The sequence below is a fragment of the Haloterrigena turkmenica DSM 5511 genome (assembly GCF_000025325.1).
GTDB classification, from domain to species: Archaea; Halobacteriota; Halobacteria; order Halobacteriales; family Natrialbaceae; genus Haloterrigena; species Haloterrigena turkmenica.
In genome coordinates this window covers 54222-71062 of the sequence record NC_013748.1, presented here as the reverse complement: position 1 = coordinate 71062, position 16841 = coordinate 54222, and the positions used below count along the sequence as shown (strand labels likewise).

21 protein-coding genes are annotated in these 16841 nt (G+C 62.1%); 15 read left to right on the top strand and 6 right to left on the bottom strand.

The features are described from left to right. Positions 1–3 precede the first annotated feature (3 nt). Both HTUR_RS25280 and HTUR_RS25275 read right to left on the bottom strand, forming a co-directional pair. Complete coding sequence (locus HTUR_RS25280) at positions 4–315, bottom strand: hypothetical protein (protein WP_012946232.1); 312 nt, start codon at positions 313–315, stop codon at positions 4–6. A 139-nt stretch (positions 316–454) separates the two neighbouring features. Continuing rightward, complete coding sequence (locus tag HTUR_RS25275) at positions 455–865, bottom strand: hypothetical protein (RefSeq protein WP_012946231.1); 411 nt, start codon at positions 863–865, stop codon at positions 455–457. 527 nt (positions 866–1392) lie between these two features. On the opposite strand from HTUR_RS25275, the gene HTUR_RS25270 reads away from it, so the two are divergent. The 4 genes from HTUR_RS25270 (at position 1393) to HTUR_RS25260 (ending at position 3821) form a co-directional block, all read left to right on the top strand. Continuing rightward, complete coding sequence (locus tag HTUR_RS25270) at positions 1393–2424, top strand: Cdc6/Cdc18 family protein (RefSeq protein ID WP_012946230.1); 1032 nt, start codon at positions 1393–1395, stop codon at positions 2422–2424. Between the two features lie 238 nt (positions 2425–2662). After that, entirely contained in the window at positions 2663–2839 is a 177-nt protein-coding gene (locus tag HTUR_RS27800) for a hypothetical protein (RefSeq protein WP_187291528.1), read from the top strand. Positions 2840–2850: 11 nt separating this feature from the next. Next, complete coding sequence (locus HTUR_RS25265) at positions 2851–3345, top strand: hypothetical protein (RefSeq protein ID WP_012946229.1); 495 nt, start codon at positions 2851–2853, stop codon at positions 3343–3345. Positions 3346–3494: 149 nt separating this feature from the next. Next, complete coding sequence (locus tag HTUR_RS25260; RefSeq protein ID WP_012946228.1) at positions 3495–3821, top strand: hypothetical protein; 327 nt, start codon at positions 3495–3497, stop codon at positions 3819–3821. On the opposite strand, the gene HTUR_RS27120 is transcribed toward HTUR_RS25260, so the two are convergent. Both HTUR_RS27120 and HTUR_RS26555 read right to left on the bottom strand, forming a co-directional pair. Next, positions 3818–4252 carry a hypothetical protein gene (locus tag HTUR_RS27120; RefSeq protein ID WP_148225498.1) on the bottom strand — a complete coding sequence of 145 codons (435 nt, stop codon included), beginning with the start codon at positions 4250–4252 and terminating at the stop codon, positions 3818–3820. The two genes, HTUR_RS25260 and HTUR_RS27120, sit on opposite strands and share 4 nt — an antisense overlap. 26 nt (positions 4253–4278) lie before the next feature. Further along, the gene (locus HTUR_RS26555; protein ID WP_081443558.1) at positions 4279–4551 is read right to left on the bottom strand and encodes a hypothetical protein; all 273 of its coding nucleotides are present in this window, start codon (positions 4549–4551) and stop codon (positions 4279–4281) included. A gap of 432 nt (positions 4552–4983) precedes the next feature. Here HTUR_RS26555 and HTUR_RS25250 point away from each other — a divergent pair, with 432 nt between their 5' ends. From HTUR_RS25250 to HTUR_RS25240, 3 genes are all read left to right on the top strand, one after another. Continuing rightward, positions 4984–5286, top strand: coding sequence for a hypothetical protein (locus HTUR_RS25250; protein WP_012946225.1), 303 nt, complete (start codon positions 4984–4986; stop codon positions 5284–5286). A gap of 445 nt (positions 5287–5731) precedes the next feature. Continuing rightward, positions 5732–8875 carry a helix-turn-helix domain-containing protein gene (locus tag HTUR_RS25245; RefSeq protein WP_012946224.1) on the top strand — a complete coding sequence of 1048 codons (3144 nt, stop codon included), beginning with the start codon at positions 5732–5734 and terminating at the stop codon, positions 8873–8875. Between the two features lie 26 nt (positions 8876–8901). Continuing rightward, positions 8902–9483: an HNH endonuclease gene (locus tag HTUR_RS25240; RefSeq protein ID WP_012946223.1), complete on the top strand. Its 582-nt coding sequence runs from the start codon at positions 8902–8904 to the stop codon at positions 9481–9483. Here HTUR_RS25240 and HTUR_RS25235 read toward each other — a convergent pair. Together HTUR_RS25235 and HTUR_RS25230 are read right to left on the bottom strand one after the other, a co-directional pair. After that, positions 9464–9967, bottom strand: coding sequence for a hypothetical protein (locus HTUR_RS25235; RefSeq protein ID WP_012946222.1), 504 nt, complete (start codon positions 9965–9967; stop codon positions 9464–9466). The genes HTUR_RS25240 and HTUR_RS25235 overlap by 20 nt on opposite strands. A gap of 60 nt (positions 9968–10027) precedes the next feature. Beyond that, a complete protein-coding gene (locus tag HTUR_RS25230) occupies positions 10028–10258 on the bottom strand; it encodes a helix-turn-helix domain-containing protein (protein ID WP_012946221.1) in 231 nt (76 codons plus the stop codon). 215 nt (positions 10259–10473) lie between these two features. On the opposite strand from HTUR_RS25230, the gene HTUR_RS25225 reads away from it, so the two are divergent. The 8 genes from HTUR_RS25225 to HTUR_RS25190 all read left to right on the top strand — a co-directional run bounded on the left by HTUR_RS25225 (position 10474) and on the right by HTUR_RS25190 (position 16789). Next, a complete protein-coding gene (locus tag HTUR_RS25225; protein WP_012946220.1) occupies positions 10474–10665 on the top strand; it encodes a hypothetical protein in 192 nt (63 codons plus the stop codon). After that, complete coding sequence (locus HTUR_RS25220; RefSeq protein ID WP_012946219.1) at positions 10662–11432, top strand: hypothetical protein; 771 nt, start codon at positions 10662–10664, stop codon at positions 11430–11432. The genes HTUR_RS25225 and HTUR_RS25220 overlap by 4 nt, the downstream gene beginning before the upstream one ends. Before the next feature lie 1583 nt (positions 11433–13015). Further along, positions 13016–13228 carry a DUF7563 family protein gene (locus HTUR_RS27115; RefSeq protein WP_049942179.1) on the top strand — a complete coding sequence of 71 codons (213 nt, stop codon included), beginning with the start codon at positions 13016–13018 and terminating at the stop codon, positions 13226–13228. Beyond that, complete coding sequence (locus HTUR_RS25210; protein ID WP_012946217.1) at positions 13225–13452, top strand: hypothetical protein; 228 nt, start codon at positions 13225–13227, stop codon at positions 13450–13452. The genes HTUR_RS27115 and HTUR_RS25210 overlap by 4 nt, the downstream gene beginning before the upstream one ends. Beyond that, entirely contained in the window at positions 13449–15305 is a 1857-nt protein-coding gene (locus tag HTUR_RS25205; protein ID WP_012946216.1) for a DNA cytosine methyltransferase, read from the top strand. Before HTUR_RS25210 ends, HTUR_RS25205 begins: the two co-directional genes overlap by 4 nt. Next, the gene (locus HTUR_RS25200) at positions 15298–15618 is read left to right on the top strand and encodes a helix-turn-helix domain-containing protein (RefSeq protein ID WP_012946215.1); all 321 of its coding nucleotides are present in this window, start codon (positions 15298–15300) and stop codon (positions 15616–15618) included. Before HTUR_RS25205 ends, HTUR_RS25200 begins: the two co-directional genes overlap by 8 nt. Next, positions 15615–16160, top strand: a complete 546-nt coding sequence (locus HTUR_RS25195) for a hypothetical protein (protein WP_012946214.1) — start codon at positions 15615–15617, stop codon at positions 16158–16160. Before HTUR_RS25200 ends, HTUR_RS25195 begins: the two co-directional genes overlap by 4 nt. Continuing rightward, positions 16157–16789, top strand: coding sequence for a hypothetical protein (locus HTUR_RS25190; protein WP_012946213.1), 633 nt, complete (start codon positions 16157–16159; stop codon positions 16787–16789). The genes HTUR_RS25195 and HTUR_RS25190 overlap by 4 nt, the downstream gene beginning before the upstream one ends. Positions 16790–16841: the final 52 nt, after the last annotated feature.

The following is a 16841-nucleotide window of genomic DNA, read 5'->3' as shown; positions in this document are numbered from 1 at the left end:
CAGCTACTCGCTTCGATCCACGATCTCAGCCCCACTCAACACGACCCGTGAGTGCCCGCCCGCGTCCACGCTCGCGGCCAGCCGGCCACGCACCAGGAGACACGGGCGCTCGGTTCCGTCTCGGAGCGACCCCTTCGAGCAACGTCCGCAGCGACAGACGACTAGCTCGGTGTCAAACGAACCGGTCGCCGTCACCAGCGCCTCGAGTCGATCGTTCGGGCGGAGCGTCTGCCCGCAGTGATCGCACTGGGCGCGCTGGCCGATCGCGACGGGAATCCACTCGACTAAGTCCGCGGGCTCGAGGAGGCTGTTCATCGCTGACCCCGTGGTTCCGTCGTTGCGCGTGCGCGTTGGATCTCCACCAGGCGCTCGCGGATTCGCGATTCGGACCATTCCTCAAGCCGCTCGGCTCGCTCGTCGTTCGCAGAAATATCGGAAAGCATCGGTGCCTCGCTTAGTCCTCCGCGAGCACGCGCTGGTAGATCGCCAGAATCGATTCGTAACGCGCGGTGTGGCGGGACGGAATCTCGCGGACGGACTCGGTATCGGTCACGACGACCGTGCGCGGGATTTCCGACCAGTCGGGTCGGTGGCCGAAGAACTGCCGTTCGATGCCGTACTGGCCACTTTCGTCCACGTAGGCGACGCGAGTGCAGGGAAGCGAGAACGAGGTTTGGGGAACCGACGTCGACTCGAGGGAGCGGGCGACCGCGGCGAAGCGGCAGCCGGGTTCGTCGGGTTCGGGTTCGTCCTCGAGCCGGCGGACGGTCTGTTCGTCGATGAGTTCGATATCGCGGCCGGAATCGTGGTCCGGCGCGTCATTGCGAGCGGTACTCTTATCAGCGTCTGCCGTTTTGCTTTGCATGTTCTCTGAACTCTCCGGAGAACTCAGGTCGGCGGTGCAACGCCGGCCGTTTCTGAAACGACGAAACCTGAGTTCTGTATCTAGCTCCTAGCTAGCCGTGCATATAATGGTATCGGTGATAGCTCCAAATTCTGACTATGTCTAAAGCGCCTACCGGGTGCCGTTTTCTAAATCTATCTACCAGATTTATGATGTTATTTCGTGGGCCGGATTCCCGGTCGGCGAGTGCGAGCGATTCGAGGGCGAGAGCGGGCGCTCAAGAGGCGCGAGTACACTTTGCACACGGAGGGGTGGCCCGGTCGGCGAGTGCGAGCGATTCGAGGGCGAGAGCGGGCGCTCAAGAGGCGCGAGTACACTTTGCACACGGAGGGGTGGCCCGGTCGCCGAGCGCTGTTAGCTGGGAGAACTGTTCTCGGAAACATTCACCACCGACGTCATCCTTCGCTATTCAAGCCAGACAGGACACATCAGACACATCGGACATTCACCCAAAGTCTCTTTTATACTGGACTGTCTCGAGGGCCACAATGAGTCTCGTCACGAACCGGCGCGTGCTCCGGACCGAAATTCCGCCGGAGGAAATGTATCTCCGCGAGGGCCAGATGGACCACCTTCGAAGCGTCCTCGAACCCATCCAGTACGGCCAGCGCGTCGACGGCGCCTTTATCTACGGCCCGCCCGGCGGTGGGAAGACCCACGCGGCCCAACTCCTAGTCTCACGACTCAAGCATGCCGCCGGCCACATTCAGACCACGCATATCGACTGCTGGCAGTATCACACGACAACGGCGATCGCCACGCAACTGCTCGACGGGCTCGGTGGGGCAGCCGCGCCCGACAACGTCGCCGGCTACGAGTTGATGGACCGGCTTCGAAATGAGCTCGAGTCGCCCTACGTGGTGATCCTCGACGAGGCCGACCAAATCGAAGACGATCGCATTCTCTATGAACTCCACAAGCGCCCGCGCGTCACGCTGTTGTTGATCGCTAACGACTACGCCGAGTTTTACGAGCCGCTGGATATGCGCGTCGAGTCCCGGCTGAACTACCAGCCCATCGAATTTCAGAAATATAAGCACGACCAGCTTGCTGGGATTCTCGAGCGTCGGATCGAGCAAGGGGTGCGGCCGAACGTGGTACCTGACGAAGTTGTCGACACGATCGTCGACGTCTCGAGCAACGACGCGCGGAAGGCAATCGACAATCTACGGAAGGCGATCGACCGAGCGGCCGCCGAAGGTCGCGATCGCGTGAGCCACGGTCTTGTCCACGCGGTCGCGCCCGAGACCGAACGAGACCTCGTGCGCAAAACCTTCTCGAAGCTGACGCGGAAACAGCGCGTGCTCTATGAGATTCTCGTCGAAGACGGCGGCGAGTTGGCGGCTGGGGACATCTATGAGCAAGTCTGCGATCGGATCGACGAGCCGCCAAGTACGAAAACGGTGACGCGGAATCTCAAGAAGATGGCTCACTACGATATCGTTGATTATACAGGCGAAAACAGTGCACGGCGATACTGGGCGACAACTGAGGAGTTGTATCCTCGGAACCCAGCGTGAGTTAGTTTCTGAAATTGCGTTTATTTTGCCTAATGTTAGTGTTTCAGTATTCGATGCTATTCAGTCCGCTTGAAAACGGTACGGCTTATTGAATCTGAGCCCAATTACTATTATTGGGGACTGTAGAATGTGCCAATCAAGAGTAATTTCAGATCCACAGATTTATATGATTTCCAAATAGTCTCTCTAGCAAGACGATCTGTGGTGATACTGAATCACCATAGAGGGTGAAATTAATATGAGTGACCGAACTGCTCGCTTGATGGAACGCGGTGCTGAAGGAGACGAATCCGCAGAAGAAGCGTGGGAATCGCTCAAAGAACTCCGTGAAGAAATCGATTGGGACCCAGAGGCAATTCGGCCGGCCGACAGTTCGTCGTTTGAAGTTCGGTATGCGCTCTCTGCTGACGACTGAGTCGGTCACGAATGTTAATTCTGGACAGCAACGTCTGGATTCACGCCGTCACGATCGGCGGTGAATCTGAAAGTCTTGTTAATGAAATCGTCCATGGCGAGCAAACGGCAGCTGTGGATCCGTATATCAACGAGGAGGTTCGCTGTAATATCGACGAGGATCACTCGGTCAATCGCCGTCTTCGAGACCAAGCGCTCGAGAAATTCTATAGGGCGATCACCAAATGTCCCGATATTCATAACGTAGACTCTGAGCGCGTCAGCGAGATGAATCTCGAAGCCGAGCGAGAGAAATCCTATTACAAACTAATCGGTGCGTTCGGCGATATCCAAGCGAAAGATGCACCAGTCTTAACGCTGGCCTACCAGTTTCTCACCCATCGGCCAACGATCTATACGAATGACCGGGAGTTTGCATCCCTGTCGCCCACCGACTACGGTGTCCCCGAGATATCGATTCAACACGTCGACCTCGAGTGGGTGCGTCCCGAACAGCTCGCGGAGTGAAGTCTGAAAAGGTAGGTTAGGCCAGCACGTTATCTGCCGTCGCTGTTGTCTTCTAACTCGCTCATGTTGATTACTGGTAAGAAACTACTCGTCTCGTGGCAGATACAATGAAGACAATGGTTTTGGTGCTGTAGCCTGTATTTGGAGATATGAGTGTCCGAATTGAAGGGTTTGAAGAGCTTTCGGACCGCCTGAGCCAACTTTCGCGTGACGCGGAATCTATCGACGGTGAGAATACAGTTCCAATGACAGAACTGTTTCCACCGGACTTCATGCAAACGTACACAGAGTTCGATTCCCTTGAGGAATTCTTCGACGAGAGCCCCTGGGTCATAGAATCACAGGAAGATTTCGAGAGTATTCCAGAGAAGAAATTTGACGACTATGTCGACAACCACACCGGGTTCAACTCATGGGAAGTGATGTTGAAAGCAGCTGGGCGTGAATGGGTAGGCCGAAAACTAAATCTCGACTAATCTACTTCTTCTGACTCTCGGTCCTCGTCGTCTGTTTGTTCCTGTGGTGTCGATGCTCCGTCTTCGATCGGTTCTGAAGAATTACTTCCGTGTTGTCGATCAGGGATATGGAAATGGACGTCAAGATCATTGTTATCGCCTTCAACGACAAATCCTGTTTCAGGGCCGCGCGTGCCGGTTGCTTGTTCTTCATCAGCAGTGAATGAGATGACAGTAAGAACAGACGAGATGAGCGTTGCAATACCAGTAGTGGCCCGCCAGAGCATTCCAAGTTGAGGCGTGATATTACCAATTTCTGGTGATTCCACAATTAGAGTGACTTCTACGACAAAACTGCTGAGGAACAGTACAGCGACGATGATAGTGAGTCCAAGCGCCTGGGTAGGCGTTATGGGGAGATCGCCAGATAAGAGACGGTCTTGGAATCCCATTCGTCGCTAGCTGAATTTGCCGTCCGTCATTCCTCGTCGCCGTCGTCTTCTAACTCGCCCGCGTCGATCTCGCGTTCTGCGACTGAAATTCCATTTTCAGTGATTGTATACGCGCCATTCTCTGAATCATGCTCTAACAAGCCTCGTTTGGCCAATTCTCGGCAACGTTGGCCGACCCAATTTGGAGAATAGGGCACGTTCAAAGCAATTGAGGCTGGTTTTAATTTCGCCTGCGTTTGAGCCATAAATTCCAGAATATACGTGTCAGCAGGCTTCATCCAACCAACCTCCCTGTGCATCTTGCGTTTTCATAGTCCATAGTCCGTTTAATGCCACCGATAGGTCCCTGTAGTTATCTATTCCGTGTCCTTGGTTATCTACTTGGTGATTCTACTAACCCAAATGGGTGATTAGAGTTAAGTAGGTCGAACGTAATGGAGTGAGTGTCAGCAAAGACGAGCCTCTGGGCGGATTACCTGTCTGCGAGAATGAAGCGGACGGGCGTGTCCTCAGCACGCCGTCCAGTGGGTTACACCGCTGACCCTACCATGATACACGACGCACATCCCCAAAACTATACCGTCACTACGACAGTTGTGCTGCGCACAATGTCCGGTTTACCGACGGGTTTTGGGGTGCCTACGCGTCCGATTTCGTCCGATGGCCCGACTATCGGACACATCGGACATCCGCGCGCGGCACTCAAGGGTGATGCAACCATTCACGAGAATATGGCAGTCACGAACGCAGACCAGTTCGCCGACGTAGATACCGAGTCGGTTGAGATCTCCTTGGCCGCCCTCGGCGTAGCCGTCCCCGAGACGGCGACGGTCGACGTGCAGTTCCGTTCGGTCGGAGCCGGCCACCTGGTCCTCGAGATCGCGCGTCGCGACGACGTCTATATCATCGAAGGCACGGGCATCGCCGAACTGACTGGTGTCGTCGGTCGCGACGAGCTGCCACAACGCGTCCCCGACTGGATCAACCCGGTCGCCGAGTTATTCGGCATTGACGAGGTGCAGTTGGGGCGATGACGCGCACACGAGAACAGTACGGCCTGTTGTTAGGGCGGCAGGCTCGAGGCAGTTTCCGTGCGGTGGCTGTTAGGGCAGCCGCCGTCTGGCCGATTTCGGCCAGCACGCTCCCCTGGCAAATGGATGCAAAACACGTCATACAATCCGACTAGATTTAAGACACGTCGGTCCGTTCGTTGCCGATATGCACAGCTAAGAAGGATTGACCGCAAGGCGCGAGGCCGAAGCCCCGACCTAAGGAAGCTGGATACTCCCTTATTGTCGGGCGTTGGTCTTAAGCTTTCCCCCACGCAGACTGGCGAGACTCGCGTTCGTGAGTCCGCTTCCCTTCGTGTAGTGGAGAGTGCGCGTGCTGCGGTCGGAGTTCAGCACGTATGATTCAGGATTCCACGCCCACCGGAGAGAGTACCGTTTCCGATAGTCACGACTGCGCGGTGATGTTCGAATGAGAGGCTTCGACATCCTTCCGTGCAAGACGTGTTCGACCACTTGGCTGCAAGAATCCGGGTGGCGAGCACAGGATACCGTCTCGTGTCCGCATTGCGGGGCCGAACGCAGTACGGATCTCGTTAAGATCCGTGGCTCACAGGAGACCAAGGCCGGCGCCGCCGAGCTTCGGTCTCGGATCGAAGCCGCCGAAGCCGGCGAGTCAGAGGTGTACGACCAGTTCATCGAGGACCGTGGCCAGTACGCCGACCAACTCGCCGAAGTCGAAGGCCAGATTGACTCGTTCACGCTCGACGCCGAGCAGATGGATCTGACGCCGATCGAATCCGATCGGTTCGAACCGCTCGCCGAAACGATCCTCCGACCGGAACGGAAGAAGTTCAAGGAGTGGGCCGACGAGTACAGCGGCATCGGCGAGGACCGATTCGCCGACCTGGTATCGTTCGAACGACCCGGCGAGGGCTTGTTCGATGCCGAGATTCGCGACGACCTTGAGCAGTGGGCCGGCGACGTCGATCGGGACGAGCTGGCCCGCGGCGACGTAACGGTAACTGACCAGCAACCGGCCGCGGCCGCGACCATCATCGATCTGGACGCGACGACGGTCTCCGAGGTATGGGCGGCGCTGTTCGACAGTGAGTCCGTCCGGGCCGCGTTCGCCGAGTCCATCGTCGAACTGTTCGGTGGTCTCACACCCTTGGAGTGTTACGACGTGCTCGAGGAGTACGGCGTCCCGTTCTGGGTTCGATCCCACATCGTTGACGTTGCGCGTGGGTACGCAGGCGACGCTGTGGCGATCGACGGTGCCGCCGACGCCCGGCGCGTCGTCGACGAGATTATCGCGCCGCTCCCGAACGCGTCCCTCGCTGGTACCGATGACCTACTCGCCATCGCGAATCTGTTCGACGGCCTCGAGACCGAGCCGACACTCGGCGTCGTTGTTCGGGAGTCGTTCATCGAGGATGTCCGGCGCGACCAGCGGATCGATATCTGTGACCTGCTGGCCGTGCTGGCCGCCGGCTGTGATGTTCGACTCGTTGGGTCGACCGTGACGCTCGCGAAGGTCGCGAACAGTCACCGAGCGACCCTCCCCGGCGTTAGTGAGTGGTGCAATCGTCACCGTGAAGATACGCAGATCGACGACACTCAACAGCGTGTGGCCGACGACCTCGAGCGCGGTGACTTTGCGGTCACAATGCTCCGCGAACTGGACCGTGAACCAACCGGGATTTTCACGTACTCCGAACTGTACGCGCTGTATCCCGGCGATGATGACTCTCGTGTTCGCCAACTTGTCGGCGAGTTCCACGACGCCGATCTCGTCGAACGCTTCGGTCCGCGAACCGATCGGAAGGTCGAACTGCTCCCGGCTGGCCGACGCGTTCTCGAGTTCTTCGAACAGCAAATCGCACAACAGCGGTCGATTTCCGACTTCGTTAGCGGCGCCGGTAAACAACAACAACAGGGCCGTGTACACACCCAGACGGGAGGGGGTGGGGAGGACGGGGCCGGCGAAGACAGCACCGACGGCACCCGCCACTACAGCACCCGCTACATGAGCCCGGCCGAACACGCCGCCACCGCGGCGTGCGGACAGAACGGCGGTGTGACGCTTGTGCGCGGGGGGATAGAGGACCACGCCGACCGGACCCGGTACGCGAGTTACGACCCGAAACGGGGGGAGGCCGTTGTGGCCGTACAGGCCGCTGGACCCATGCAGATGACGGTGAGCGCTGCATTAGCGTTAGCCAGCCCCGAGTTTGTGGACCGAACACTCCCGGCAGACCGACTCGAGTCCATTGAGGACCCACCGGCGATCGTGCGTGACGCCCGCTGTATCGGTGGGGCATCCCAACAGGCTCTCGAGAACGGCCAGCAGTTCCGCAAGGCGCTGGTCGAGTGGGGCAAGGATCTCTCGGAAATGACGACCAAGCTCAAGGCCGGCAACCTCTCGACGGACCGCGCGGCCTTCTGTGGCGAGATCATCCGTTCGGCACAGGGTCTCTGGGGGACGCTCACGCACCTGCTGGATCTGTTCGATATCGATGTCCACCGGGAGATTCGTATCCCGTCGGGCCTCTCGAGTGACAATCTCGAGGACCTCGCGAAGTCGATCAGTTACGCGGCGGCTATCCAGTCGACGTACAACGGCCACTTCGCGTGCTACCGGCAACTGTTCGAAGATCGGGACGACAAGCGCCGGGCGTCGTTCACCGCACAGGTCGACGCGGCGGCGCCGACGGGCTCGCTCATCGGCTCGTTCGTTCTCCGTGGCCCGGACGTCCACCGACTCGAGGAACCGCTTCAGACGCGCCTCGAGTCGCCGCGTGACGTCCACGACGACGCCCCGGAGTTCGGCGTCGATATCACGGTCCGAACCGACCTCGAGCGCACGGACTACGACGAAGCCGTTCGCCGTGTCCTCTCCCGTAAGCGACTCCGCACGACGACCGCCGCCGTCTCGGTCCTGTACGCGCTCGTCGCGACGCCACACGACGCGGCTCGCGTGCTCCACCGCCAACTCGCCGCCGAAGACGAGTCCCGAGAGATCCGGCCGGATGAACTCCGAACCGCGCTTCGCGAGCTGGACCCGACGGCACTGCTCCCGACGATCGGCAACGAGCGCCGGACCAACTCGGCGGGCAAGATCGTCGCGGCGCTGCTGGCCGCCGACGAACCACTCTCGAAGGCCGACCTCGCCGACCGGGCCGGCGTCACGAAAAAGACGGTCTACAACTACCGCGAGAAACTCGAAACGCTCGGCCTCCTGGTCGTCACCGACGAGGGCTACCGGCTTGCACTGTCGTTCCCGACGACCGAGGAACGCAAACAGCCCGTACTCCCGGCGTTCGTCGACCGGACGTTCACCGAGGCCGCCGACGCGCTGCTCGTCGAGTCACTCCCGCCGAGTCGCTACGGCGACCCGGAGGACTCACTCGGCGGCCTGTTGTTCTGGACCGACGACAACCCACCGAACCCGTGGGCGCTGCTCGAGCACGACGACTACGCTCCGTGGGCGGAACTGGCCCGGAGACTCACCGACGGCGACCGGACGCGACCGGCGGAACTCCGTGTGTTAATGGGGCCGGAAATTAAGCAACAGTCGATCGACGCGGCCACCTCGAGCGCGGCGGCCGACTAAGATTCCCCACTACCACCCACCAAATCATGACCACGTCTGAACCCGATCGCGACGACTGCTATTTCTGTGAGTCGTCCGACGACCTCGAAGAACACCACATCGCTCCGCAACGACTCGGCGGCTCGGACTCCCGCGACAATCTCGTCATCGTCTGCCACGACTGTCACTGGAAGCTCGAGCGGCTGTACAACAAGGACTTCTACGAACAGTTGGGCATCGACGACCCACGAACGACGCGAGAGAAACACATCACCTGCGATATCGCCGGCTGTACGAACCAGGCTGTCGAAAAATCCCAGCAGCCGGGTACTGACCCGAGGCGGCCAAAAGACTCGCGGAAGACAGCAGTCATCGTGTACCGATGCGAAGGGCACGCCAACGGCGACCCCGAACGCGACGCACTCGAGCAGGAGATACTCGACCTTCTTGCCAACCACTCCGACGACGCGTTCCTACCCGGCACGATCGCCGACCAAATCGAGACCGACGCCTCAAAAGAAGAGGTGGAAAGTGTCCTGTCACACCTCCGAGTCTACGGGAGGGTAAAACGGTACGGAAAGTACGGCGACCAGGCGTGGCAAATCGAGCCTAACTCTCGATTCCGGTAAACCGCCACGTCGTGGTATGAAGCCCACGATTCACGAGTTCGAAGTGATCGGTCGCGGTGAGCGTCTTGATCCGATCCTTCAGCGTCTCGGCAGACCGGATGTCAGTGTGGCCGCGGTACAGCTCGCGAAGATCGTCGATCGTCACCCGTTCCCGGCCGTCGGCGACGATCGCCTTCATGACCTTCTTGTCTCGGTGGTCGGCCGCCGACGTGTCGCTCAGATCGATTTCGTCACCGGAGAGGCCGTTGACCGCTTCGAGCTTCGAGAGCCGGCTGTTTAACTGCCGGTTGCGGGCCTCAAGCCGGCAGAGTTCGGTGTGCATCTCTCGGAGGACGTCCGCGAGCAGTTGCACTTGCTCGTTGGCTGGGCCGTCGGCAAGCTCTTCGACCCCTTCGAAAATATCACGTTGCCGACGCTCGATTCGCTCGGTACGGCTGGGACGGTCAGTTTCGCCGCCTGCTGCGTGTTCAGAATGAGCGGCCATTATGATAGGTTCTACAACGGACAGGACTATAAAACCTTCCCCCACAAGCCGAAAGGAAACTCAATTCGCCCGCCAGACGAACTCTTGGCCGATTTCTTCTTTTTCGATTCGCCCCTGTTCCTCGAGTTCTTTCAACCGGCGCCGGGCCGTGTTCCGGTGGCAGTCAAGTTCGTTCGACACTTCGCCAGTCGTTGTCGGACCGAGCCGTCGGACGGCCTCGAGAAAGCGGTTCGACGTATATTCGGAGTCGAACCGACCGCTGGTCTCGTCTCGTTGTCGATCGGGTGGCACTGGGGAGAACTACGGGCCGGAGCATAAAAAGCGTAGTGCACCTGCACTGCGGACGGTGATGCACCTGCACAATGGGGAAAACCTAAGTACTACCAGTTCTATGTACTAATCAGCACGAACGGTTCGCTCGAGGGAAATGGTCTCTCGGAAAAGCGTCATGTTAGGGCATGACGCGCGATAGTTCGTGCTCCCCTGGCAATAGAGGATTCCGAACCATGAGCACGTTACAGACTGAACGACTTAAATCTAGCCGCAACGAATCGACGGAAGAGAACCCGTCACAGACCACCAGCAAGCCACGCGTCATCGGCACGTCCGACGGCGAGGTCAACGTCGATCTCCCGGCGACGCCATCCTACGAGCGCAACTACAGCGATCTCATCGAGGAGGCGGTGCGCGGACAATGAGCATGCCCGTCTACACCAACGCCTCCGAGCGCTTCCCGTGTGACGACGACATTCTCGAGGCCGCGCCGGAGAACCCGGTCCGATTCCTCGCGGGTTCGGATCTCGCGTGGCAGGCGATGGTCGACGGCATCGACTCCCTCGAGCGACTCGAAGCCTACCGCCAAGCCGAGAAGCGCCACATCCAGCGCGAGAATCCCTCGGAGAAAACGCGCGTCCACAAGTACATCGACAACCGCGAGCGCGAGCTCACTGGCAGCGTCTCCGAGCCGACGTCGGAGGAGACCTCCGACGAGGATCGCGAACCGCCGGTTCGCTCACCGACTCCCGAGACCACGCCCGACGCCGAAGCCGACCCGGTCCCGGCGACCGACGGGGGAACGGAACTCTCCTACTCCGAAGAGGACACCGCCACCGACGAACCCGACGTTTCCGACGAACCCGAAGCCGACCCGGGGCCGACGGAACCCTCGGACCTCGAAACCCACCCGGATGCGACCGCACTCGAGGCCGGCCGCGTCCTGGTCGTCGAACTCGAGACCGAGGACGACGAGCCAGCCGTCACCGAGTACGTCTGGCCCGCTGAACCCGGGGCCGACCTGCCGTACATACTCGAGAGTCACACCGACGACGCGGCCGACCCGGAGCAACTCACGCTCTCGAAGGCGGATCTGTTCGACCGCGTCCGAAACGACAACCCCGAGGAACGGCCGATCGCCGACGTGCCGATCGACGCGCCGGCCGGCGCCGCAACGGGAGGTGCCGAGTAATGGCCGACCTCCGCGACTCCGAGACTCGCGACGAGACCGCGCACGCGAGCACGATCGTCGACCAGCAACTCGCCGAGGCCGACGCCGACGGCGAGCGTCCCGAGTGTCCGACCATCGAGTGCTCGAAGTGTGGCCACACGCACCACTACGACGCCGCTGGCGGGCGCTGTTCGAACTGCTCCGGGTTCCTTCGCGAGGCGACCGAGGCCGAACACGAACAGTTCGGGGCGTTCCTCGAGTGGAACGTGGTTCACGCCGACGACGCCGAGGGCGACCGAGAGATCCGCTGCGACGGCGGCTACTACTGCGACACCTGCGAGGACTCGGGCGTCGTCCCGCCGGGCGAGTTCGCTGACGGTGACGACTGTCCGAACTGTGGCGGCGATCCGATCAACGCACTTCCGCACGAGGACCGACCACACCCGCCGGACTACGACTGTCCCGTCTGTGACCTCGGGTCGGACACCGAGCCGACCGAGTCGGCCGACGGCCTCGAGCGCTTCGACAACGCGATTCTCGAGGACGACGGCGACCGAACCATCCAGTCGGAAGCGTCGCGACTCGACTGTGACGACGCGCTGCGACTGACCGAGTCACAAGCCAAGGCGATCCTCGAGTACGACCGCGCGGTCACGGTGACGTGGCAGGGCCGGAAGGTCGCCGTCGAAGTGGTGCCCGACGAAGATCGGAACGCGCCCGTCGAGATTCGGTCGGTCGACGAGACGGACGACGACAAGGAACTCGTCACGGACGGCGGTCGCGAACACACGCACTACTGCAAGGGCTGCGAGACGAAACTCGCACTCCTGTACGACGACCGTGAGGACGACTCGACGCCGATCGTCTGTGGGCACTGTGGCGGGACGAACACGCGGCCGCTCGAGGACGGCCAGCGCGTCGCGACCGACGGCGGCCAGCCTGCCGACGAACCGGTGTGGCAAGCCACGACCGGTCTTTCGTTCGACGAGCCCGAACCCACTCCCGAATCAATCGCCCGCGACCTCGCCGACTACCTCCGCGAGAACCCGGGCGTCTGTGCGGAGGGAAACACCGTCGGCTGGCGGTGGGTCCGCTACCACAACGGCGAGTGGCAGGCGGCCGACTACGGCGGCCAGCACCGACTCAAGTACTACGTCCGCGCGACGACCCTTGAGCCCGAGACGGTCGAACAGTGGCTCGCGAACAAGCCGGCGACACTCATCCCGGCCAGCGAGGCGTACCTCTGGGCACCGAGCGAGACAACGGTCTGGGACGACGCCGCCGACCAGGACGTGTTCACCGACGCCGATCGGTGTTTCTACTGTGGCGACAGTGAACGCACGACCGACCTCGCACGCTACGAGACGACCGACGAAGGCGAGTGTCTGTTCTGTGCGGACTGTCACGAACAGTGGGAGCGCGCCGGGGAGATCGTCGGCCCGGCGGTTCGCTGCGATGGAGGAATCGACCAAGTCCCACCGACCGACTGGTACTGTCCCGACTGTGGCGAACACCACCGCACGCCGGGCGACCCGCCGAACTCGTGCTACACCTGCGGCGAACCGACCGACTGGCAGCGCACGCCGCCGACGGAGGACCGGGAGATTCGCGCCGACGGGGGCACCGTCCGCCCAGAGTGGGACCCGACCGCGACCGCGACGAGCGCCCCGCGCTGTCAGAACTGTGGCACGCAGGTCACGCCCCAGTTCGCGCGCGTGTTCGGAGATAACGCTGACGTCGTTCACGCCTGTCCCAGTTGCTCCATCCTCCGTACGATGGACCGAGAGGCCAGCAACGCTGGAGGTGAGGGGCAGTGACGACCGGCTACGTGGTCAACCTCGAGAACGGCCACAACGGCTACTGTTTCGAGAGTCTCCTCGGCGTCACCTACTGCGGGACGACCTTCGACCCCGCGACCGCCGATCGGGAACTCTACGCAATCGGTCGCGACGACGACCATCCACACAACATGCTCTGTTTCGACTGTTCGAAGGCCGACACGCGAACGGTTCGCGGCGCTGTCCGAGGTGAGCTCCGATGAACTCCGACAAACTCGTCGCCGTCGACCTCTTCGCGGGCGCTGGCGGCCTCTCGACGGGACTCGTCAAGGCGATCATCGACACGCATGCCGAGACGATCGCCGCCGAGACCGGCCTCTCCCCGGACGACCTCTCTTCAAGCGACACGCGCGTTCACTGGTGGCTCGCCGAGAACGTCGAACTACACGCCGTCAATCACTGGGAACCGGCGATCGCGACCCACGAACAGAATCACCCGTGGGCCGAACACTACCACGCCAAAATCGAGGAACTGCACCCGCCGGACGTCGTCGAACCCGGCGAGGTCGATCTCTTGGTGGGTGGCCCCAGTTGCACCCATCACTCGCGCGCTCGCGGCGGCAAACCCGTCAAAGAGCAGAAACGCGCGAGCGGCTGGCACGTCCTCCACTGGATCGAACACCTCCGACCCGAGAACATCCTGCTGGAGAACGTTCCCGAGTTCCGCGACTGGGCGCCCATCGTCGACGGCACGTCGACGCGGGACGGCTCAATCTTCCAGCGCTGGATCGGGATGCTCGAGGCGCTTGGCTACTCGGTGCTGTACGACGACGAGGCCGAGGACTACGGCGCCGTCCTGAACGCCGCCGACTACGGCGAAGCCCAGTCCCGAACGCGGCTGTTCATCATGGCCTCCCAAGACACCCGCCCGACGGCGCCCGAACCGACCCACGTCGACGCCGACCCCGCCAAGCCCGATCGCCGAACCGCGGCGGACATCATCGACTGGTCGGATCTGGGCTCGAGTCTGTGGACGCGCGACCTCGAAAACCCGCGCGTGCAACCGCTCGCGCAATCGACGATGGCCCGGATCGCCGAGGGCATTCGGCGCCACTGCGACGACCGACTCGCGCCGCTGGCCGACGCGCTTGAGGCGATCGGGAAAGAGGAACTCCGCGCGCTTCGCGAGACGGTCGTGCCCGCTGAACACGCGGCGACGGTCGCGGCGGCGGTCGACCGCCCGTTCCTCGTGCGCGTTCCCAATGGTCAGACGGCACTCACGACGCCGCAGGTTCTCGGCCAGCACAGCAATTCGATCGCTCGCGACGTTTCCGAGCGCCCGATTCCAACGGTCGCGACGGGCGGCAAGATCCACCTCACCAACCCGGAGACGTTCTGTCTTCGCCAGCAATCCGGCGGCGTCCCGGCCGACGTCGACGTGCCGCTCCCAACGGTCGCGACGAAAGGGGCGATCGGCATGGCCAGCGCCGAGGCGACGCCGCTTATCAAGCCCCGCAACGGCTCGCGGGGCGACCTGCATTCGAACGCGCTGTACGAGGCCGACTCGCGTCCGCTGCACACGGTAACGGCGAGCAACCACGACGGCCACCTCGTAACGCCGACGCTGATTCACTACTCACACGGCGGGGCGCTGCGCGACCCGACCAGCGACGTACTCCCGACGGTCGCGACCGAGAAAGGCGGCGCGTTCGCGCTCTCGAGCCCGGTCGTGCAACCGTTCATCGACGAGTACTACGGCAACGGCCAGTCGAACGACGTCGCCGACCCGCTCCCGACGGTCACGAAGAAGGACCGGTTCGCCCTCTGCGTTCCCGAGGTGTTCCCGTTCGGCCTGGATGTCCGCTACCGGATGCTCGAGCCGGACGAACTCAAGCAAGCACAGGGATTCCCGGCCGACTACGAGCTGGCCGGCGGGACGAAGAAGACCGTCACCGAGCAGATCGGCAACGCCGTCCCGGTCAACCTCGCGCGAGCGCTGTGCCGTCACCTCCTGGTCGACGAGACGCCGAGTCTGGCGACCTTCGGCGGCGGAGTCACGGCCGACCCCGACGCGGAGGTCCCGGCGTATTCCGAGGTGATTGAGAGCGATGACTGACCACCCCACTCCCGAGGACTACCCCGGCACGGGCGAGCTTCCCGACAAACTCGCGTTCGTGAAACCGAATCGTGCCCGCGCCTACGTCGCACTCCACGACGCCGACGACCCGCTGACCGCCGCGGAACTGGCGGCCGGACTCGAGTATTCGAAAGCGACGGCCTACCGCTGTCTGTCCGACCTCGAATCGATCGACCTCGTCTGTGAGGCCGTCCGACTCGGGACGGGACACCGACCGAAGACAGCGTACACGACGCAAGCCGGCGCGCCGCCGTGGGAACGTGCCCGCGCGGACGGAGGATTCGACCAATGAGCATTCGCAACTCCCCGAAAGGGACTCCCAAAATGGCAGCCACACCCGACACCCAGACTGACAGCATCGACACGCAACTCCCGACCCCCCACTGGACGGTCCAGTGGCCGACCCTCTCGGAGGACCACGACCCCGAGTATCTCGCAGAGAACGACCCGGCCGAGACCTCCCAACAGACCCTCGCGTGCGTCGGAATCTCTCCCGCCGACCCGGACCCGCGCCCGTGGGTGCCCGTCGACGACCGCGACCACACGCGACAGACGAGTGTCTTCGAGTACCCAGTCGAGTGGTGGGACGACGCCGACCGACTCGAGGCGCTGTTCGCCGAGCATGACGCCGTCGCGCCGATCGCCGACCTCTTTGGCCCCGACCGCTGTTTCGAGACGGTCCGGTCTCGACTCGAAGCCTTCGGGATTCGGGACCCCTCGGAGCCGACCACGCTCGTCGAGAAACTCGAGGCGATGGACGCCGAAGACGCCGGGCTGTCGCCGTCAACTGACGATGACTACTCGCAGTTCTCGAAACGGGGGCGGTCGGCATGAGCGACCAACAGCGTCTCGACGTGGGAACCGACCCTATCGCGGACCCGGAGGACCGCCACACCGACGACGAGAGCGAGCCGCCACAACTCACGCACCTCGAGTCGGAACCGATCACCGACTACCCCGGCGGCGACACGGACGAGTGTACGTACCTGTTCGTCGAGTCGGTCTGTGAGAACCATTCGTCCCCGCCGGGCGACTGTCCCGAGGGCCACTTTCAGGCGTCGGCGGTGTTGATCGACGGCGAGCCCGAACTCGAGGAGATACTGATCGAGAAAATCCACAGCGTCGACTGTTCGGTCTGCGACGGCGACATGGACCAGCGAACCGTTCGCGGGGAGTGGCCGCCGACCGAGCCGACGCCCGACGACGCACTCGAGGTGTTCCGCGAGTCGAACGGCCAAATCGTACTCGAGTGCTATCCGCGTGACCACGATCGCCGATTCTACGTCGGCGAAATCGGCGGGCGGTATCTCGTCGAAACGGAGCACTACGAAACCCCGGAGCTACCGACCGGAGAGGACGACCTCCCGGCGTTGATCCGGGACCACCCGACGACGCTTGCGAGCGTGGACGGGACGCCACTCGAGGGCGCGTATGAGGACTACTGCAACGGGGTGGGCCGATGAGCGCCGACGCCCAGCTCGTCCCTGAGTCCGAACAGGCGACCGACGCCGACGT